Below are 17,768 nucleotides of genomic sequence, written 5' to 3' on the forward strand. Positions count from 1 at the left end.
ATGGCAGTAAAAATGGATACATCTAAAATTGAGGCTTTTAAACAAGAACTAGAGACCATGGAGTCTACTTATTCATTTGCAAAGTCCATGTATCAAAGTAATGTATTACAGGCAGCAGCTAAACTGATGGATGATGAGGAAGGTTTATCAGCTTTATACCAACTTGCGGAACGCTATGAACAAGCTGGTATTTTTCAAGACAGTCCCTGGGAGGATCCGTCTAAGCTTCAGCCTTTTCTTGTAAAAGGTTCTCTTCAGGCAGGCGGTTTAACGACCATTTCTGAAATGCTTAGTGAATTAAGAATGGTGGCTATAGCTAAAGGTGTATATAAGCGAGAAGGAGTTTCAGAGGAGCAGGCTCAATCTTTTCTGCACGAAGTTATGGCTTTAAATATAGATATACTCTTTCCAGAAGAAACGGAAGCTGCTCGGATTGAGGGGAAAGGAAAAGAAAAAGACCGGATGGAGCGCTTATTTCAATTTTTAGAAGAAAAGCTATCTTTAGCTTCTATTTCTGGCGAACTGGTGAAAGAAATCAGCGGTCTTATTGCTCAGCGTCCCATCATGGTAAATAGAATTGTTAAAATGGTTGATCATGCGGAAAAATTAATGGGGAAAGAGATTGAGGAGTCAGATAGAAAGGCTATCCAAACATATGTGGATGCTATCAGAGGCAGGACGAAAAAAAGCAGAAACTGTGATACCAAGAAATACAGGAATAAAATCAAGAACTTAAAAGAGGATGCTTTAAGGGCAGAAGCTCAATCCTTTGCAAATACGATGCGTGAAACGGGTCTTGTTGCATCTAATCATGTGGTACTCGTCCGTTATATTAATAAACAGCATCCTCAGTTACTTGCTGAGGCGCTGGATTTAACGAACAAGGGAAAAGCAAATTTAGAAGAGCATATGTCCTTTGTGCAGCAATTAATTAAGGCGGGAATTCATATTCCATTAAAACAGTCGCTGTATGGTCTGGCAAAAATACTTGATCGAGGCGTTTTGTCCTCATCGCCTGTCATTCCTGGAATGCGCAGAATCTTCGAATTGGATCTACATTCAGAAACCAGAAAAGTACTGTTAAATTCCATTAATGGAAATGAAGGAATTACGGCAAACAGTATTCTGATAGCTGGAGTAATAAGCGTTCTTGGGCAGCCCCTGGGTATAGGGCAGGGAATGAATCCTACTTGTCAGACAGCGAGAGGAATTAGTCTGTGGTCACTTCATGCCCCAGGACACTTACTTGACTTAATTGCAAGAGCGGCAAGGGACGGGGACGTTGATCTCACCTTTGAAGGACAAACGATTCACTCTAAGGATTTACGGGAAGGATTAGTCGATGATCTCCACGATGAATTAGACCCTGTTTCGCTCATTCTTGTGCCGCATTTAGATCGTATATATTCAGAGCTGGTTCGCCGCTCGAAATTTCGGGGGGATGATGTTCATAAATGGGTCAATCCGGCTTTTTATGGAAACTGGGTTCAAAAAGGTTTTTGCGGTGTGATTGACCCGATGACTGGTTCCGTAGCTGATTATCCAGGGTTTGTCCGATTATTTTACGGCACGCACCATCCGGATTACAATGAAGGCTATGAACTGATCTATCCAAATCCAGTAGGAATATTTATAACCAATGCATTCGGGAAGTTATTAGGGCTCCACGCCGTTTCTATCCAAAGAATTGCAAAAGATCCGGATGGAGAAATACGTATTTATTTCTATAACCCCAATAATGACAGTTCTCAGGACTGGGGACAGGGAATAGAGCCCAGCGTAGAAGGATGTAATGAGATTCCGGGCGAATCTTCACTTCCATTCCATCAGTTTGTGTCCAGGCTATATGCATTTCATTATAACCAATATGAGCAGGGAGACGCTTATGCTGTGGAAGACGAAATTGTCCAACAAGTTGAGAAGTTAGCAAAAGAGAGCTGGGGCGAACAGCATACGTGGGTACAATTATAGAAAAATAAAAAATCCCGGTTTCTGAATTAACAGGAACCGGGATTTTTTGAATGGAGATCGCGGAAGGGTGGGGAGAGGAATAGTAATCAAAAGGTGAGTTGTCTTGGTAAATGGTCAAATCATTAAAAATGTATTGCCTTGGAAGTCGTTTGCGTTCACGGTCCATACAGCTAATCCTCCTGAAACCCCGCGAGTGATAGTTACTTAATAATTGGATCATAATGGACTGCAGGTTTGGTTTTCCAATACAAATTAAACCGTTAGTACCTGTACTCACTTTTGAAAGTGAGGCTAGAAAAGTCACAGGCTAATTAAAGCCTTTTTTGAAGCCCTTAAGGGTGTCCCATGATACAGAAGTAATGGCTGTTGTCACTAGTCTAACTAGTCTAACTGTATAAAAATACCAAATGGGTAGAATAGCCTGTTCAGGTGAATGTAGTATTTTTTTATTTAAACAGTTAAATGTGAGATTACTAATTTTAGACTATACTAATGCAACGCTAGTGACCAAAGTACATAATATCTTTTTAAATATGTGAAAGATATAGTTTATACGTCCACTCCATTTAAATCTTTGCGCATTTAATATAAGAGGTTATAAAATAACCAAACTTATAAGGAGTGGTAATAGTGCCTAGATTGATAGCGCTAGATGATGGACATGGAATAGATACTCCTGGAAAACGAACACCTTTCATACCAGAAATCGGGATGTCAATTCATGAGAACGAATTTAACCGTGCGGTCGTCAATTTTTTGAAAATAGAACTCGAACGATGCGGCTTTGATACACTACTAGTGGCGCCTACAGACGTAGATACATCTCTACAACAGAGAACAGACTTAGCCAATAGTAGAAATGCCGATGCTTATATCTCTGTGCATTACAATGCTTTTGATGGAACATTTAGTGGAGAAGATGCTAGTGGTATAGAGATCTTTGTATATAATGGAGACTTAAATAATGAATCTGGGAAGTTGGCTAATGCGGTTGCTAAATATCTTCGAGAAGGCACTGTTCAAAATTTTCGTGGAGTAAAAGAAGAAAATTTCCATGTGCTAAGAGAAACCAATATGATCGCCATTTTAACCGAGAACGGCTTCATGGATAATAAAAGAGAAGCTCTGCTCATGATCGATAGGGCTTTTCAAATGGAAGTAGCCGTTGAACACGCGAAGGGGATCTGTGAATATTTTAACGTAGCTTACGTTCCAGCACCCGTTCCTGGGGGTACAGGATTTAACGATGTACCTAATGATCTATACTCGGCAACAGCCATTAAAAGAGCTAAGGATCTCGGTTTGCTTGAAGGTTATCCTAATGGTAATTTTGGTCCTAATGATAGCTTGAAGCGTGGAGACTTTGCACTTGTGTTAATGAGATTATATGACTTGCTAAAGTAACTTAAATTAAAAATGGTTTTTAAAATATTTAAGCTATCTACGCCTTATCTTCAATTAAAGATAGGGCGTGGTTTATTAAAAATAGAAATAACAGTAACAAAAATGTTGGTGAAAAAAGTTTTTTTTTATGTAGAATTTTTGTTTTTAATTGGTTGGTATAAAACGGAAAAAAAGGTTTGGTTTTCTAATACTTATTAAACCGTCACGGCCTGTACCTCGCTCTAAGATTGGGGGCTTAATGTTGGTTTCCCTCACTTTCCCAGAGTGAGGGTTTTTCTTTGCGCAGCTTTTCCAATTTGTTTAGTAGGCAATCCAGTTGTTGAGAAATAATTAAAACATCTAGAAAATCTACATTATTCATATAAGCGCAATACATCTTTTCTCTCGTTTCTTCGATTTGCTCTTCAAATCGCTTCTTATCGGACATTATCCACCTCTCAAAATCTACAAAGAACTAATCTCCTATATAGGTTTAGATAAATTATACTATGTAGAATATTTTTGAAAATGGACATTTCATCCTCAGTTTCAATGGTCCAAAATGGAAATATGCTTAGTTGATTTGTAGGTTTTTCAAATCATTTAATGCCTTAGATCATAACCTTTCATCCTTAATTCCTTTCTCAACTCTTCATAAGCCTCTTGAGAGATTTCAAACATATCTCCCAACTCGTAATTGAAGGAGATTTTAATCAAACTGAGGCTTATACTTTCTTTAATAACAATTTTGCACCTAAAGGTATGGCGTATGTACTGCCACATTCTGAGAGGGAAGCCTCACTTGTATTAGTACCCGCAATATTCCGAAAATGAGATACTGGATAAAGAGGAGTTATGGAAGGAATGTTTTACAGAATACTGCAAAACATTGGGCATAAAAAAGGGCTGCCCTAATGATACCGCTGGAGCATAAGCTACGTATAAGGGGATTAAGACAGAGTTTATTTGTGGAGAAACATTTGAAACTCTAGAAGATTTGATTAAAGCTTTATTTGACGATGTCCATTAGTACAATAATATCTAAATTCATGCCCATTGGGTTATCATCTCTCAGTGGCTTATCGAAAAAAGCACCTAAGGTTCCTATATTATTGCGCTTTATTTAGATTGTAGTCAATCGTGAAAAGTCCAGTCAGATTTATTACTATTGCATATTCTGGGGTATATGTAGTGGAGGTGATGAATTTGAAGGTAAAAAAATACTGTGGTTTTTGTCCTATTTATCATCGGAAATCAACTAAATGTGACTGTCCTCCGGGTCCAGAAGGTCCAGCGGGTCCAGCAGGTGCTGAAGGGTCAACGGGACCTCAGGGTGAAACAGGGGCTACGGGCCCTCAAGGTCCTGCAGGTGGGGTGTTGGATTTCGCTGATTTCTTTGCTCTTATGCCGCCGGATAATGCTGATACGGTAGCTGTAGGTACTGATGTAAGCTTTCCTCAGGATGGTCCTAGTAGTCCTGGTACAGGAATAACCCGAGATAATGATTCTGAATTTAATTTAGCAGACATTGGGATCTATCAGGTGCTGTTTCAGGTAAGTGTAACGGAGCCGGGGCAGCTTATACTGACTCTAAATGGAGCAGACTTAGCGTACACAGTAGTGGGGCGAGCTACGGGAACGTCTCAAATTATTGGATTGGCGCTCGTGGAAACAACTGTAATAAATTCAACGTTAACGGTGCGAAATCCAGCAGGAAACGCAACTGCATTAACAATCACACCATTGGCAGGAGGAACGCGTCCAGTTTCCGCGCATCTTGTGATAACTAGATATCAATAGTCAGTAACTTAAAAAATCTCTAGTGTTGAAGAGCAGCTCTGTACTAATGATTTAATTAAATCTCGTTAACATTTGAGATGCTATTACAAAATTGTAATAGCGTTTTTTTTTGAGAAATTATTTTGAGGATATGGTACTGTTTGGAATATATAGAACTAAGCGTTAGAGTGGAGTATCGGAATACTTAATGAAATGTCATGTTGACTTCTGCAATGAGGATGTTGTTACGGTTATTTTTGTGCAGTGAAATGCTTCAGGAAGCCCTAATGTCGGTGGAGCATGAACATTTTTTATTACACGAACTCTACTGGTGAGTAATGGTCCTAGAGATCAGGGGTGCTATAAAGCGGACATTATTAATGTTGCCGGAGCATGTGGAGAAAGCCGATCTTGATGAACAGAAGCTGGAAGAAATCGAGTTTGCTCTACAACGACTAAGAGCGACGACCTACCAGTAGAGATCAAACATCGTAACGGATTTGATTATGGCTTATGTTGTTGACGAATTGTTGACGAAACTCGTCAACAACGATCAAAATTAATCCTAATCAAACCAAAAGAGATCCGATTTGAAACTTAGGAGTTGCGATTTCATAGGGTTTTGTATAGAATAAACATACAATAACATATCGATTCCATCTTCGGGGCAGGGTGCAATTCCCGACCGACGGTGATGAGCGTATATACGCTTTCAGTCCGTGACCCGTTTGGCATCATGCTAAACGGTGGACCTGGTGCAACTCCGGGACCGACAGTTACAGTCTGGATGGGAGAAGATGTCGAGCGAAGCAGGTAGAAGTATATCTAATTCTACCTACTGTTTCCTATGGACAATTAATCCACCCTAAAGCCCCTTTATGTATGCTTTAGGGTTTTTATTATGGACATAGGGAGCACGTTCACCTTCATCTGGGATGTGAATCGATGAAAAAGATGAAGGAGGAGATCGATGATGAACCCTTATACAGGTCAATCGTCAAATTTGCTTAAATTAATTATATTAGCTCTAATGGGAAGTATTTCTATGGTTTTAATGCTGCTGAATTTTCCACTGCCTATACTTCCTCAATATTTAAAAGTTGACTTCAGTGAGATCCCTGCACTGATTGCTGCTATTCTTTTTACTCCATTAGCCGGAGTCATCGTAGAAGGGTTAAAGAATACACTTTACCTCATCTATACAGGAGCTGCTGATCCAGTAGGGGTAGTAGCTAATTTTGCGGCAGGTGTCCTGTTTGTGGTCCCGGCAGCCATGATCTATCACAAGTTCAAATCCACAAAATCATTAGTATCCGGCATGGTGGCGAGTTCTATTATCATGGCGGCGGGAATGAGTGTACTTAACTACTTTCTCATTCTACCTGCATACAGTTGGTTTATGGGATGGGAAACAATGAGTGCTAATGTTAAATGGATTACTATTTTAGCGGGGATTCTTCCATTTAATGCGATTAAAGGAATAATTATCGGGGCTTTGTTTGTTCCTTTATTCATTAAGTTAAAGCCGTGGATTGAGCAGAAGAGCGTTCGATCTTCCAAAGCCGCGTGAATAGTAAAAAGCTGTCCAGTTAAGCTGGACAGCTTTTTATTATTCAATATTATTCATCTTCCATTTCATCCACTCGATAGCGGGCTGTCGGCATAGCTTCTAAACGTTCTAAAGGTATCGGCTCCCCTGACTTCTCACTTAATCCATACCGATCTTCTTCCATTCGTTGCAGAGCATCGTTTACTTCCATTAATTTCTCACGGGATTTTTCGTAAAAAGTCTGTTCTTTTTCTCGTTCGAACTGATCAGTTCCCAAGTTCCCCGGGTGATCGGCAACGCTCGAAATTTCTCCAGTATCATCATTTTCGTAGTCGTTTTTCAATCGATCATCTTTATACTCCTCAAGCTCTTCTTCCGCTTCTTTTTTCATTTCTAAAAGCTGCTGTTTAAAAGATTCTTTTTGTTTTTCCGTTAGCATGTAAAATCGACCCCTTTTAATTATTTTTTACTGGTACTACTCCAATGGTACACCTGGATATCGAAATCGTTTCTTCTGCTTCATTCAGGATCTTAACTTCCCAGACCATTGTATTTCGCCCAATATGAATAGGCGCTGCTTTCCCGATCACATATCCTTCGCGAATACTTTTAATATGGTTCGCATTAATTTCGATACCGAAAATCTGCTGCTCTTTTTCATCCACATTTAAGTAAGCGCCTATACTGGCGGCACTTTCAGCTAAGGCTACGCTTGCACCGCCGTGTAGAAAGCCCATAGGCTGATGAGTACGGTGATCCACAGGCATGCGGATTTGAACATAATGAGCTTCCGCATGTTCAATTTCCATTCCTAAGGTTTCCATAAGAGTGTTTTTTATTAATTTTTCCATTAGATATCCATCCTTTACCTCATATTTCCCGTTGCCTCAGGAGTCAAACCTATAGAAAAAGGATGGCTGGAAGCCATCCCGTTTAGTTATCCCAGAGGAATTGAAATCTCCAATAGCAAAGAAAGACCCAAAAGAACTCCGTACATAGTGTTTGTTTTTGCAGTGGCTACCATAGCAGGCATCATTTCAAGCGGCTGAGATTTTCCTTTAAATCCTTGAATAGCCTGATAACCTTTCGTTAAACTGAATAAGGTAATAAACGACCAATAGGGTAAAATATTAAAGATAATCAGTACGATCGTCAGTCCATACGCAATTAGGAATAGGGCAGTCAAAAAACGAATAGATCCTTGATGACCAAATAATATAGCTAATGTTTTCCTGCCATTCCCGGCATCGCCCACTCTGTCACGAATGTTGTTAGCAAGCAGGATAGCTCCAACAAATATAGCGACAGGAATAGAGACAAGAATAACTTCCCATGAAATCGTTAAACGCTGGATATAATAACTAATCCCTACAATAATCGTTCCCATAAAAAAACCAGCTGTCAATTCGCCGAATGGAGTGTAGGCAATGGGGTAAGGACCGCCTGTGTACAGGTATCCAAAAAGCATGGAAATCAGTCCTATGACAGCGATCCACCAGCTCGAGGCGATGCAAATATAGACGCCTAACAAAGCAGCCATTACAAAAAAACCAATGGCGAGGGAACGTACCACACTTGGGTTAATACCATCTCTTACAATTGTTCCGCCAATGCCAACGGAATTCTCGTTGTCCAATCCTCTTACATAGTCGTAATATTCATTAAACATGTTTGTTGCAGCTTGAATGAGGATAGAAGCTAATAACATTGCTGTAAACAACCCAAAGTTAATCGGCTGTTCCATTGCAGCAAGCATCGTTCCGACAAATACGGGAACAAAAGCAGCCGTCAAAGTATGAGGTCTTAACAGCCTCCACCATACCTGGAAACCCTCACGTTCATTCAAGGAAGCTTTCATGTTTTGATTTGGAACAGAGCTCATAGATGTCCTCTCCCTTGTACTTAAACTAGTCATATCATAACAAATTAAGTTTAGATAAACACTTCTTGAGTGTCAATACATGTAACAAACTGTAAGATTGGGTGGACAATTCTTGAGTCAAGGGAAAAAAGAGAATAAAATAGAGGTAGATTAAGCTTTATTGAATCTTAATAAATGGTTTTTAAGCCATTTTAATAGGTTTTATGACGTCCCTTAAGGAATGGGAGGAATTTTGATGCTTCATACTCAAGCACCTCAAATAAATGAAATAATTGAAAAAGCCGTAAATCAGGCTCAAGAAAAAAAAGAACCACAATTGATTAGTGTGGTAGATCAAATAGAGCCTTCAGATCCATTTCAATTTCTGGATGCTGGAACTTCGATAAACAACCATTGTCTGTTTTGGCGAAGTGCAGAAGAAGATTTTACAATGGTAGCTGTCGGCTCGGCCCATAAAATGTATGCTGGAAAAGAAAATCGTTTTAATGAAATACAGGTCATGTGGGACAATATCCAGCAAAGCGCATCGATCTATGATGAATTTAATGAAAAGGGGACGGGCATCGTTGCGCTCGGAGGTTTTAGTTTTGATTCCAAACAGAAAGAGCAGGTTCCCTGGGAATCTTTTCCTGACAGTCAAATGACCATCCCTGCTTTTTTGTTGACCAATAAAGGTTCTAAATCCTATCTGACAACGAATGTTCTTATTTTTCCAGAAGACCACAAGCAACAGATTATTACGCAATTATCCGACCATCGAGAAGTCTTACTGAAATCTGGTCATCATTCATTTGAACTGCCGGTGAGAACAGACTCAGAGGAGATTGACCCATCTGGGTGGAAGAAATCGATTGAGCAGGCAACAGAAGATATCAAGAAAGGTCTTTTAGATAAGGTGGTTCTTGCCAGGGAATTACGGATTACGTTCAATGAACCTGTCCAGCTCGCAGCAGTGATTGAAGCCTTAGCTTCTACACAGCCTAATAGCTATATTTTTGCTTTTGAAAGTGAAGGAGTATATTTTGTTGGAGCTACACCAGAGCGGCTGGCCAAACTTGATAACCAGCAGCTTGTTTCCACCTGCTTAGCCGGAACGATCCGCCGCGGCAGAACAAAAGAAGAGGATGAGCAGCTGGGGGAAGAACTTTTATATGATCCGAAAAACAGGCAGGAGCATCAATTTGTTGTAGAAATGATTCGAAATGCAGTAGAAGCGTGTTGCTATAACGTTCAGATCCCGGAAGCACCTGTATTATATCCTTTGAAAAATCTTCAGCATCTCTATACTCCGGTAACGGCAGTACTCGAGAAAGGATACACTCTGCTCGACGTTATTGAAAGGCTTCATCCCACTCCAGCTCTTGGCGGCATGCCGCAGAAAAAATCGGTCGACTATATACGAACCAATGAAAAGTTAAACAGAGGATGGTATGCAGGACCAATTGGATGGTTTGACATGCATAATAACGGGGAGTTCGCCGTTGCTATACGTTCAGCCTTAATAAAATCTGATAAAGCTTCCTTATTCGCAGGATGCGGTGTTGTAGAGGATTCAGATCCAGAGGCGGAGTATGAGGAAACGGATGTAAAATTAAAACCAATGCTCTCAGTTTTAGGAGGATGTTAATGGAACATGTGGAGTCATTAACCAAATATGTGACACACTTTGTTGACCAGCTCGTCTTTTCGGGAGTCGAGCACGTAGTTATATCGCCCGGATCGAGGTCAACTCCTTTAGCTATGACCCTTGCAGAGCATTCCGAGATGAACCAGTGGGTTCATCTTGATGAACGCTCTGCGGCTTTTTTTGCGTTAGGGATTGCTAAAGAACAACATAAACCAGTAGCTTTAGTCTGTACCTCAGGGACAGCTGCGGCTAATTACTACCCTGCGATTGTAGAAGCTTATTACAGCCGGGTTCCACTATTGGTTTTAACAGCAGATCGTCCCCATGAACTCAGGGATACAGGGGCCCCTCAGGCTATCGATCAGACAGATATGTTTGGAAGCTACGTCAGGTGGTATCAGGACTTAGCCGTGCCCGGGGAAGGGCTGCATATGTATGCCAGACGTCAGGCCGCAAGAGCAGTAGAAGAAGCTGTAGGTAATCATCCTGGACCCGTTCATTTGAACCTTCCATTCCGCGAACCGCTGATACCTGATTTTAGTTTGAATGGACTTTGGAGGGAAGGAGTCAAGCCTATTCCTCGTGCTTTTTCAGGAAAACCGGGCCTTCAGGAAGAAGTGCTTGAAGAACTGTTTCAAAGACTGAATCGTTATGAACGGGGCGTCATCGTGGTCGGTCCGCAAGCAGACGAAGAACTCGCTCCCTATGTAACAATGCTCGCTGCTAGACTGGGAGTTCCAATACTGGCAGATCCGATATCTCAATTAAGAGCAGGGGCACATGATAAGAGGAACATCATAGAGAATTATGATGCTTTATTAAAGTCTGAACGCATTCAAGAGTTAATCGAACCAGATTATATTCTTCGCTTTGGTGCAATGCCTGTCTCGAAAGCTTATTTAAAATGGGTGAAAAAAATTGAAACTCACGCGGACCATTTCATAGTGGATACGTACAAAAGTTATCGCGAACCTGCAGGGATCACCGCTCAGTTTATTTGGAGCGATCCGGCGATTCTTTGTAGTAGATTATCCAGCTTCTTTAAAGAAGGAAGCTATGAAACGGATTGGCTGGAACTATGGCATAAGTTAAACAGTACAGCTAAAAATCAAATGTTGAGCGAGCCCGAAGACCAGATGAATGAAGGACATGCCGTTGTATATTTGTCAGAAGCTCTTCCTGATAACTCCAATCTATTTGTTGGAAACAGCATGCCGATAAGGGACGTGGATAGTTTCTTTATGTCTACTCCTAAATCAGTTAAAGTACTTGCTAATCGTGGTGCTAATGGGATTGACGGGGTTCTATCTGCTGCCCTGGGCTCGTCTGTTTCAGGGCGCAGGACAACCTTGTTATTGGGCGACTTGTCTTTTTATCATGACTTCAATGGTATGTTAATCGCTAAGCATAAAGGGCTCCCCCTGACTATTGTAGTGATTAACAATAATGGGGGCGGCATTTTCTCTTACCTCCCACAAGTGAATCATCCTGACCATTTTGAAGAGTTGTTCGGTACACCGCTGGATTTGGATTTTTCTAAAATAGTGGAGATGTACGGAGGCGTTCACAGGAAGGCGGAAAATTGGGTCGAATATAAAAACGCTTTAGCTGAAAGCTATGGATCCGAAGGTCTTTTCGTGGTGGAAGTAATTACGAATCGTGAAGATCACGTGGCCTTTCATAAAGCTAAATGGCAGAGCATTGAGGAATCCATTACTACTTGGAGCGAAGATGAATGTTGATCAAGGCTGAAGAACGTAACTACTGGATAGAGGATACCGGTAGTGGGCCTGTCTGGTTGTTGCTGCACGGTTTTACAGGAAGTACACATACATTTGATGATTTTTTACATTATATGAATAACGAATGCCGCCTTATAAAAATAGAGCTTCCCGGTCATGCGAGAACGGGTCCGATCGGAACCGTATCCATGGAGAAGTTCTGTTTAGATCTCGCCGTGATTTTAGATAAACTTGGCGTTGAGGAAATAAATATCCTGGGCTATTCGCTTGGAGGAAGAACCGCATTATCTTTTACTTTACTTTATCCTAAAAGAGTCAATCGTTTAATTCTGGAAAGTGCTTCTCCGGGACTGCCTTCAGAATTAGAAAGAAGTGAACGACGCTCAAAAGATCAGCGATTGGCCGGTTTATTATATCGGGAAGGTATAAAAAGTTTTGTGAAGTACTGGGAATCTCTTCCGCTATTTGAAACTCTTAATAAGCTTCCTGAACAACGTAGAAAGGCCTTAAGAGAAGAACGTACAAGTCACTCCGTTGAAGGTTTGGCAGAATCCCTGGAAGGAATGGGTACAGGCTCTCAGCCCTCCTGGTGGGAGAAGCTTGAGGAGGTAAGGGCAAATGTGCTGCTTGTTACAGGGGAAGAAGATGAAAAATTTCGTTCGATTAATCAGCACATGGAGCAGCGGTTATTTAACGTTCGCTGGGTAGAGGTGGCAGGGGCCGGTCATACGGTTCATCTCGAAAAACCACGAGTTTTTGCTAAAATTGTAGAGAAGTTCATGATATAATTAACCATGTATGTAAGCGTTATGTGCTTTTCAGTTTCATATTAAATGTTGAAGGAGGAAGTCAATATGGCTTTTGATTGGGTTCGCGAACGCGAATACGAAGATATTCTGTACGATACATTTGAAGGGATAGCCAAAATAACGATTAATCGTCCAGAGGTAAGGAATGCTTTCAGGCCGCAGACGGTACACGAATTAATCGATGCTTTTGCTTATGCTCGCGATGATTCCAAGATTGGTGTGATTGTCCTGGCTGGAGCTGGAGATGAGGCTTTTTGCGCTGGAGGCGATCAGAAAGTAAGAGGTCACGGCGGTTACATTGGCGATGACCATATTCCGCGCTTAAATGTACTGGACTTGCAGCGTTTAATACGCGTTATTCCAAAACCTGTAGTGGCTATGGTATCTGGATATGCAATTGGCGGCGGGCACGTATTACATATTGTATGTGACTTAACCATTGCTGCAGAAAATGCTGTATTTGGTCAGACAGGTCCTAAAGTGGGGAGCTTTGATGCTGGCTACGGTGCGGGTCTGCTGGCTCGTATTGTAGGTCATAAGAAAGCCCGTGAAATATGGTATCTGTGCCGTCAATACAGTGCCAAAGAAGCGGAAGATATGGGACTCGTTAATACAGTAGTACCTGTAGAAGATCTGGAAGCGGAAACGGTTCAATGGGGTAAAGAGATGCTCGAAAAATCCCCAACTGCTCTTCGTTTCCTGAAAGCTTCTTTCAACGCAGATACAGATGGATTAGCTGGTTTACAGCAAATGGGTGGAGACGCTACATTGTTGTACTATCAGACGGAAGAAGCAAAAGAAGGTCGGGATGCCTTTAAGGAGAAAAGGAAACCTGAATTTGATAAGTTTCCTCGTTTCCCTTGATCCGTGAATAGATGTATGTGAATAGGCTTTAATCGTAAGGGGCATCCCATTCAAAAAGGGGGTGCCCTTTTTTGAATTCAAGTACAAAAGGAGAGATGGTCATGGGGGAAAAAATTCCGCACTGGTTAGATAAACAAAACGAACTAAATCCAGATCATATTGCGCTTGAAACTCCAGAAGGAACGGTTATGAATTTTAATGAGTTACGAAGAGAAAGCTTGAAAATGGCAGAATCTCTACTGGAAAAAGGTATTAAACCTGGAGATCACGTAGCCCTTTTAGCGGAGAATAGCAGCGAATTTCCCATTTACATTCATGCATTAAGTTATGTGGGAGCCACCATTGTATTATTAAATATACGACTTACTCCGAACGAACTTGTTTATCAATTAAATGATGCTCAAGTTAATTGTTTAATAACTGGAAAACAGACCGAAGTAAAAGCTTTGGAAGTACTAGAGGAAGCGGAGGCACCTGTGATCCCTGCGTTTAGAATGGATAAAGTGGCCAGGAAGGCAGTCACGGATAGAACCCATTTCAGTAAAGAAATTGACTTAGATCAAGTTTTCACAATGATGTACACTTCTGGAACTACAGGTCGCCCCAAAGCTGTCATGCAAACTTATGGAAACCACTGGTACAGCGCCATTGCTTCTGCTTTAAATCTGGGAACTGGCAGCAAAGATAAATGGCTCTTATGTTTGCCCATGTTTCATGTGAGTGGATTTTCTGTGCTTATGAAAAGTGTGATCTATGGCATGACGGTTCATTTAGTGAATAACTTTGACGAAAGAGTAATCAATGAATCCATTATGGAACGTGGCGTGACTCATATTTCAGTGGTAACGGTTATGATGCAGCGGTTGATGAACAACTTACAAGAAGGGATTTATCCAGAGCATTTCAGGTGTATGCTGCTTGGTGGAGGTCCTGTTCCAGAACCACTTCTTCAACAAGCGGCAACTAAAGGTATCCCAGTATTTCAAACCTATGGTATGACGGAAACGTCTTCTCAAATAGCGACACTTTCGCCTGAATCAGCTAATCAAAAAATAGGTTCCGCTGGAAAGCCCTTATCTTTGGCACAGCTGTGGATTGATAATAATAACGCCGGTGAAGTTGGTGAAATTATTGTAAAAGGTCCAATGGTATCTTCGGGCTATTATAACCACCCTTCAAGAGCTGAAACTTATTTCCGAACGGGGGATCTCGGATATAAAGACAGTGAAGGTTTTTTATATGTGGTTGATCGAGTGAAAGACATGATTATTTCAGGAGGCGAAAATGTGTATCCTGCTGAGATCGAAAGTGTGCTGACAGGCTATCCTGGAGTCATTGAGGCTGGTGTAACTGGGATGAAAGATGATAAATGGGGAGAGGTGCCGGTCGCTTTTCTCGTAGTAGATAATGGAAGGATTAATCAAGAAAACCTAAGCCAGTTTTGTTATAAAAGCTTAGCTAAATATAAAGTGCCTAAAGAATTTCACCAGATACAACAGCTACCTAGAAATGCTTCTAATAAACTGATGCGCCGAGAACTGTTTTCTGCATTGGAGAAGGAGAGGAATCATGAACATTGACTATTTAAGTCTTCGTTTAGTTGAATTACCATTACGTTCGCCTTTTCGCACTCACCAGGGCTTGATCAAAAAAAGAACGTTAATCATTGTAGAGGCCGGGGACCAGGCTGGACGAAAGGGTTACGGAGAAGTAACGGCATTTGCTGAACCTTTCTATACCTCAGAAACCATTCAGACAGCGTGGCATATTATTTCCGATTGTATTGTTCCAACTATTGATTTTCAGAAGGTTATGCACCCGTTTGATTTTCCAGAACAGGTATCTGGAATACAAGGGCATCCAATGGCTAAAGCTGGAGTCGAAGGTGCGCTTTGGGAGCTTTATGGAAAACAAACCGGCCAAAGTCTGAGCCACATGATAGGCGGTTCAAGAAAACGTGTAAAGGCGGGAGCTGTCATTAGTTTGAGTGACTCCACTGCAGAAGGTATAAAAGCATTAGAAGAGAAAGGGTATGAGCGTTACAAATTAAAGGTGGATATAGGCAGGGAGCGGGAAATAATCGATCAGGTTAAGCAGATTTCGCCTGATCTGCCTTTGATGATCGATGCCAATGGTGCTTATACGGAAAAAGACATGGATTACCTCCAGACTCTTGATGAATATGGATTAATCATGATTGAACAGCCCTTTCAAGCAGGGGATTTCTACTTACATCAGCAATTACAACAGCACTTGAAAACACCTGTCTGCCTGGATGAATCGGTCATGAATTTTCATGATGCTAAGCAGGCTATTCAGCTAGGAAGCTGTCAGGTAATTAATATTAAGATCAGCCGGGTGGGAGGTCTGAGCGCAGCAATTAAGATCCATGACTATTGCGCACAGGAAAACATCCCTGTCTGGTGTGGGGGAATGATTGAATCAGGTATTTCAAAAGCCCACAATTTAGCATTGGCTTCTCTTCCTAACTTTAGTATTCCAGGTGATTTATCCGGTTCTGACCGGTATTTTCAGAAAGATCTCGTCACTCCTGGTATTCAAATGGAAAATGGTGAGATAGAAGTTCCTTCGCTTCCTGGAATGGGCGTAGAGGTTGATGAATCATACTTAGAGAGAGTAACTAAGAAGTCCAAGATATTCGGTTTATCATGAAAACCTTCTCCTGAAATAATTCATAAGAAACCAATCTGTGGTTCAAACTAAAACGGAGGAGGGCGGATCATGAATAGAAATAAGTATTATATTAATATGGGCACTCAAGAAATTTCCCTAAATCATGATGCCAATAATGACGATTTTGTTGTATATGCCACAGAAGAAGAAATCATTAAACTCAGAGAAATTTTTGATGAAGTGTATAACTCTGATATGCGTTCATTTTTTCGGGCGCACATTCCTGCCATGCCCTACCACCAAGATCAGGACAATGATGATTACGACGTAGAAATGAAATCGGCTTTTCGAATGATCCATGATCTTGGAGATGAGATGACTCGAGAACATATTGAGCAAATGAAAATTTTAGAAGATTAAAAAAACCGCTCCTGTATAGGAGCGGTTCATTGAGAAACTTAAGACTGAAATAAACTTTCCATTCCTTCAATTTCCTTAGCGTTTGATTTAACTTTCTCGGGAACAGAAATGTTCCCAACTTCGTTAAAATCACTGTATTCTCCAGTGAAAGTCTGTACCATATGGGTGTTCTCACCGTTTTGATTGATTGAAAAATCCATTTCCATATCAACAGACGATGGGTAATACGTTTCTTTATTTACTACAAACGTATAATCTACTTTATTTACCGTCATGTTCTTCATTAGATCATCTGGCACTTGTTCTTTGGGCATCATCTCATTCAATGAATTACTCAAGAGTTTCTTCACATTCTCGCCTTCTGAATGAAAGGAGAGCGTATAGGTGGACTCCCCTTCTTCTAGTTTAAATTCGTCAACATAGTCCTTCAGATTCTCTAATTGGGAAGCCGGATTTTGCTGCTGTGCACCCATAGCGTTCAGCTGTTTTACTACTTGCTTTGGTGCTTTAAACCATCCCTCTTTTGTGGGCATGGTCATATAAAGACCATCTTCCGTGTAGTACTGTTCAATAGTCTGTCCCATCATTTCCACCGTCTGATGGAAAGCTATAGGATCCGTCTGCATTTTAGAATCTATGGTAGTAACAATAGGGATACTGCCAGGCACGAGGGAATCTTCGCTCCCGCTATCGTTACCTGTTTCCATACCAGTATCAATAATTTGCTTGGATTCTACCTTCATAGCAAAGTTCTCAAGACTCTTACTGGCTTCAGCTGCTTTAGTATAAATCTCCTCTACCTTTGCTCCTTCTGAACTCGCGCAGCCGCTGATCAAAATAAAAGCTGTCAGCGTACTTATGAGCATAACTAATTTCATTTTCAAAAATATCCTCCCTCTCAGAAAAGTATTTATATTTTATACGTAATAAGAAATACAAGGTTTCAATATTTCCAAAAAAATCCTCTAGGGTTTATTAGTTCGTCATAAAAGGAAGAGATATAAAAAAAGAAGCCATTGTTTTGGTTCGGAGTAGTTTGTATTTATAAATCCTTATGGTACGATTTAGAAAGGTGAAGGATTGTTCGAATAAAGAAAGTACCCACATC

General features: G+C 40.9%; 17 protein-coding genes and 1 riboswitch. Of the genes, 12 read left to right on the forward strand and 5 right to left on the reverse strand.

Going from position 1 to position 17,768, the window contains the following annotated elements; translation table 11 throughout:
- Together ACTWP7_RS18240 and ACTWP7_RS18245 are read left to right on the forward strand one after the other, a co-directional pair.
- A complete protein-coding gene (locus ACTWP7_RS18240; RefSeq protein ID WP_443124409.1) occupies positions 1 to 1,971 on the forward strand; it encodes a hypothetical protein in 1,971 nt (656 codons plus the stop codon).
- Positions 1,972 to 2,601: 630 nt separating this feature from the next.
- On the forward strand, positions 2,602 to 3,375 hold the full coding sequence (locus tag ACTWP7_RS18245) for an N-acetylmuramoyl-L-alanine amidase (protein WP_014644105.1): 774 nt from the start codon (positions 2,602 to 2,604) through the stop codon (positions 3,373 to 3,375).
- 235 nt (positions 3,376 to 3,610) lie between these two features.
- On the opposite strand, the gene ACTWP7_RS18250 is transcribed toward ACTWP7_RS18245, so the two are convergent.
- Positions 3,611 to 3,802 carry a Spo0E family sporulation regulatory protein-aspartic acid phosphatase gene (locus tag ACTWP7_RS18250; protein WP_443124410.1) on the reverse strand — a complete coding sequence of 64 codons (192 nt, stop codon included), beginning with the start codon at positions 3,800 to 3,802 and terminating at the stop codon, positions 3,611 to 3,613.
- 501 nt (positions 3,803 to 4,303) lie between these two features.
- Between ACTWP7_RS18250 and ACTWP7_RS18255 the strand changes: the two genes are divergently transcribed.
- The 3 genes from ACTWP7_RS18255 (at position 4,304) to ACTWP7_RS18265 (ending at position 6,703) form a co-directional block, all read left to right on the forward strand.
- A complete protein-coding gene (locus tag ACTWP7_RS18255) occupies positions 4,304 to 4,384 on the forward strand; it encodes a hypothetical protein (protein ID WP_443124426.1) in 81 nt (26 codons plus the stop codon).
- Positions 4,385 to 4,554: 170 nt separating this feature from the next.
- Positions 4,555 to 5,154 carry a collagen-like protein gene (locus tag ACTWP7_RS18260; RefSeq protein WP_443124411.1) on the forward strand — a complete coding sequence of 200 codons (600 nt, stop codon included), beginning with the start codon at positions 4,555 to 4,557 and terminating at the stop codon, positions 5,152 to 5,154.
- Between the two features lie 633 nt (positions 5,155 to 5,787).
- Positions 5,788 to 5,936: riboswitch (FMN riboswitch) on the forward strand.
- Positions 5,937 to 6,103: 167 nt separating this feature from the next.
- Positions 6,104 to 6,703 (forward strand): ECF transporter S component, encoded by a 600-nt coding sequence (locus ACTWP7_RS18265; RefSeq protein ID WP_014644101.1) that lies wholly within the window; start codon positions 6,104 to 6,106, stop codon positions 6,701 to 6,703.
- 49 nt (positions 6,704 to 6,752) lie between these two features.
- On the opposite strand, the gene ACTWP7_RS18270 is transcribed toward ACTWP7_RS18265, so the two are convergent.
- The 3 genes from ACTWP7_RS18270 to ACTWP7_RS18280 form a co-directional block, all read right to left on the reverse strand.
- Complete coding sequence (locus tag ACTWP7_RS18270; RefSeq protein WP_443124412.1) at positions 6,753 to 7,121, reverse strand: hypothetical protein; 369 nt, start codon at positions 7,119 to 7,121, stop codon at positions 6,753 to 6,755.
- 16 nt (positions 7,122 to 7,137) lie between these two features.
- Positions 7,138 to 7,533: a hotdog fold thioesterase gene (locus ACTWP7_RS18275; RefSeq protein ID WP_443124413.1), complete on the reverse strand. Its 396-nt coding sequence runs from the start codon at positions 7,531 to 7,533 to the stop codon at positions 7,138 to 7,140.
- Between the two features lie 86 nt (positions 7,534 to 7,619).
- A complete protein-coding gene (locus ACTWP7_RS18280; protein ID WP_443124414.1) occupies positions 7,620 to 8,564 on the reverse strand; it encodes a 1,4-dihydroxy-2-naphthoate polyprenyltransferase in 945 nt (314 codons plus the stop codon).
- A 235-nt stretch (positions 8,565 to 8,799) separates the two neighbouring features.
- Between ACTWP7_RS18280 and ACTWP7_RS18285 the strand changes: the two genes are divergently transcribed.
- From ACTWP7_RS18285 to ACTWP7_RS18315, 7 genes are all read left to right on the forward strand, one after another.
- Positions 8,800 to 10,191: an isochorismate synthase gene (locus ACTWP7_RS18285; protein ID WP_443124415.1), complete on the forward strand. Its 1,392-nt coding sequence runs from the start codon at positions 8,800 to 8,802 to the stop codon at positions 10,189 to 10,191.
- Entirely contained in the window at positions 10,191 to 11,933 is a 1,743-nt protein-coding gene (gene menD / locus ACTWP7_RS18290) for a 2-succinyl-5-enolpyruvyl-6-hydroxy-3-cyclohexene-1-carboxylic-acid synthase (RefSeq protein ID WP_443124416.1), read from the forward strand. The genes ACTWP7_RS18285 and menD overlap by 1 nt, the downstream gene beginning before the upstream one ends.
- Entirely contained in the window at positions 11,927 to 12,721 is a 795-nt protein-coding gene (gene menH / locus ACTWP7_RS18295; protein WP_443124417.1) for a 2-succinyl-6-hydroxy-2,4-cyclohexadiene-1-carboxylate synthase, read from the forward strand. The genes menD and menH overlap by 7 nt, the downstream gene beginning before the upstream one ends.
- 66 nt (positions 12,722 to 12,787) lie before the next feature.
- A complete protein-coding gene (gene menB / locus ACTWP7_RS18300; RefSeq protein WP_014644093.1) occupies positions 12,788 to 13,606 on the forward strand; it encodes a 1,4-dihydroxy-2-naphthoyl-CoA synthase in 819 nt (272 codons plus the stop codon).
- A 101-nt stretch (positions 13,607 to 13,707) separates the two neighbouring features.
- Positions 13,708 to 15,186 (forward strand): o-succinylbenzoate--CoA ligase, encoded by a 1,479-nt coding sequence (locus tag ACTWP7_RS18305; RefSeq protein WP_443124427.1) that lies wholly within the window; start codon positions 13,708 to 13,710, stop codon positions 15,184 to 15,186.
- On the forward strand, positions 15,176 to 16,279 hold the full coding sequence (menC, locus tag ACTWP7_RS18310; RefSeq protein ID WP_443124418.1) for an o-succinylbenzoate synthase: 1,104 nt from the start codon (positions 15,176 to 15,178) through the stop codon (positions 16,277 to 16,279). The genes ACTWP7_RS18305 and menC overlap by 11 nt, the downstream gene beginning before the upstream one ends.
- Positions 16,280 to 16,348: 69 nt before the next feature.
- Positions 16,349 to 16,660: a hypothetical protein gene (locus tag ACTWP7_RS18315; protein ID WP_014644090.1), complete on the forward strand. Its 312-nt coding sequence runs from the start codon at positions 16,349 to 16,351 to the stop codon at positions 16,658 to 16,660.
- Between the two features lie 38 nt (positions 16,661 to 16,698).
- On the opposite strand, the gene ACTWP7_RS18320 is transcribed toward ACTWP7_RS18315, so the two are convergent.
- Positions 16,699 to 17,538 carry a DUF6612 family protein gene (locus ACTWP7_RS18320; protein WP_443124428.1) on the reverse strand — a complete coding sequence of 280 codons (840 nt, stop codon included), beginning with the start codon at positions 17,536 to 17,538 and terminating at the stop codon, positions 16,699 to 16,701.
- Positions 17,539 to 17,768: the final 230 nt, after the last annotated feature.

The organism is Halobacillus sp. B29 (genome assembly GCF_052246755.1).
Lineage (GTDB): Bacteria > Bacillota > Bacilli > Bacillales > Halobacillaceae > Halobacillus > Halobacillus halophilus.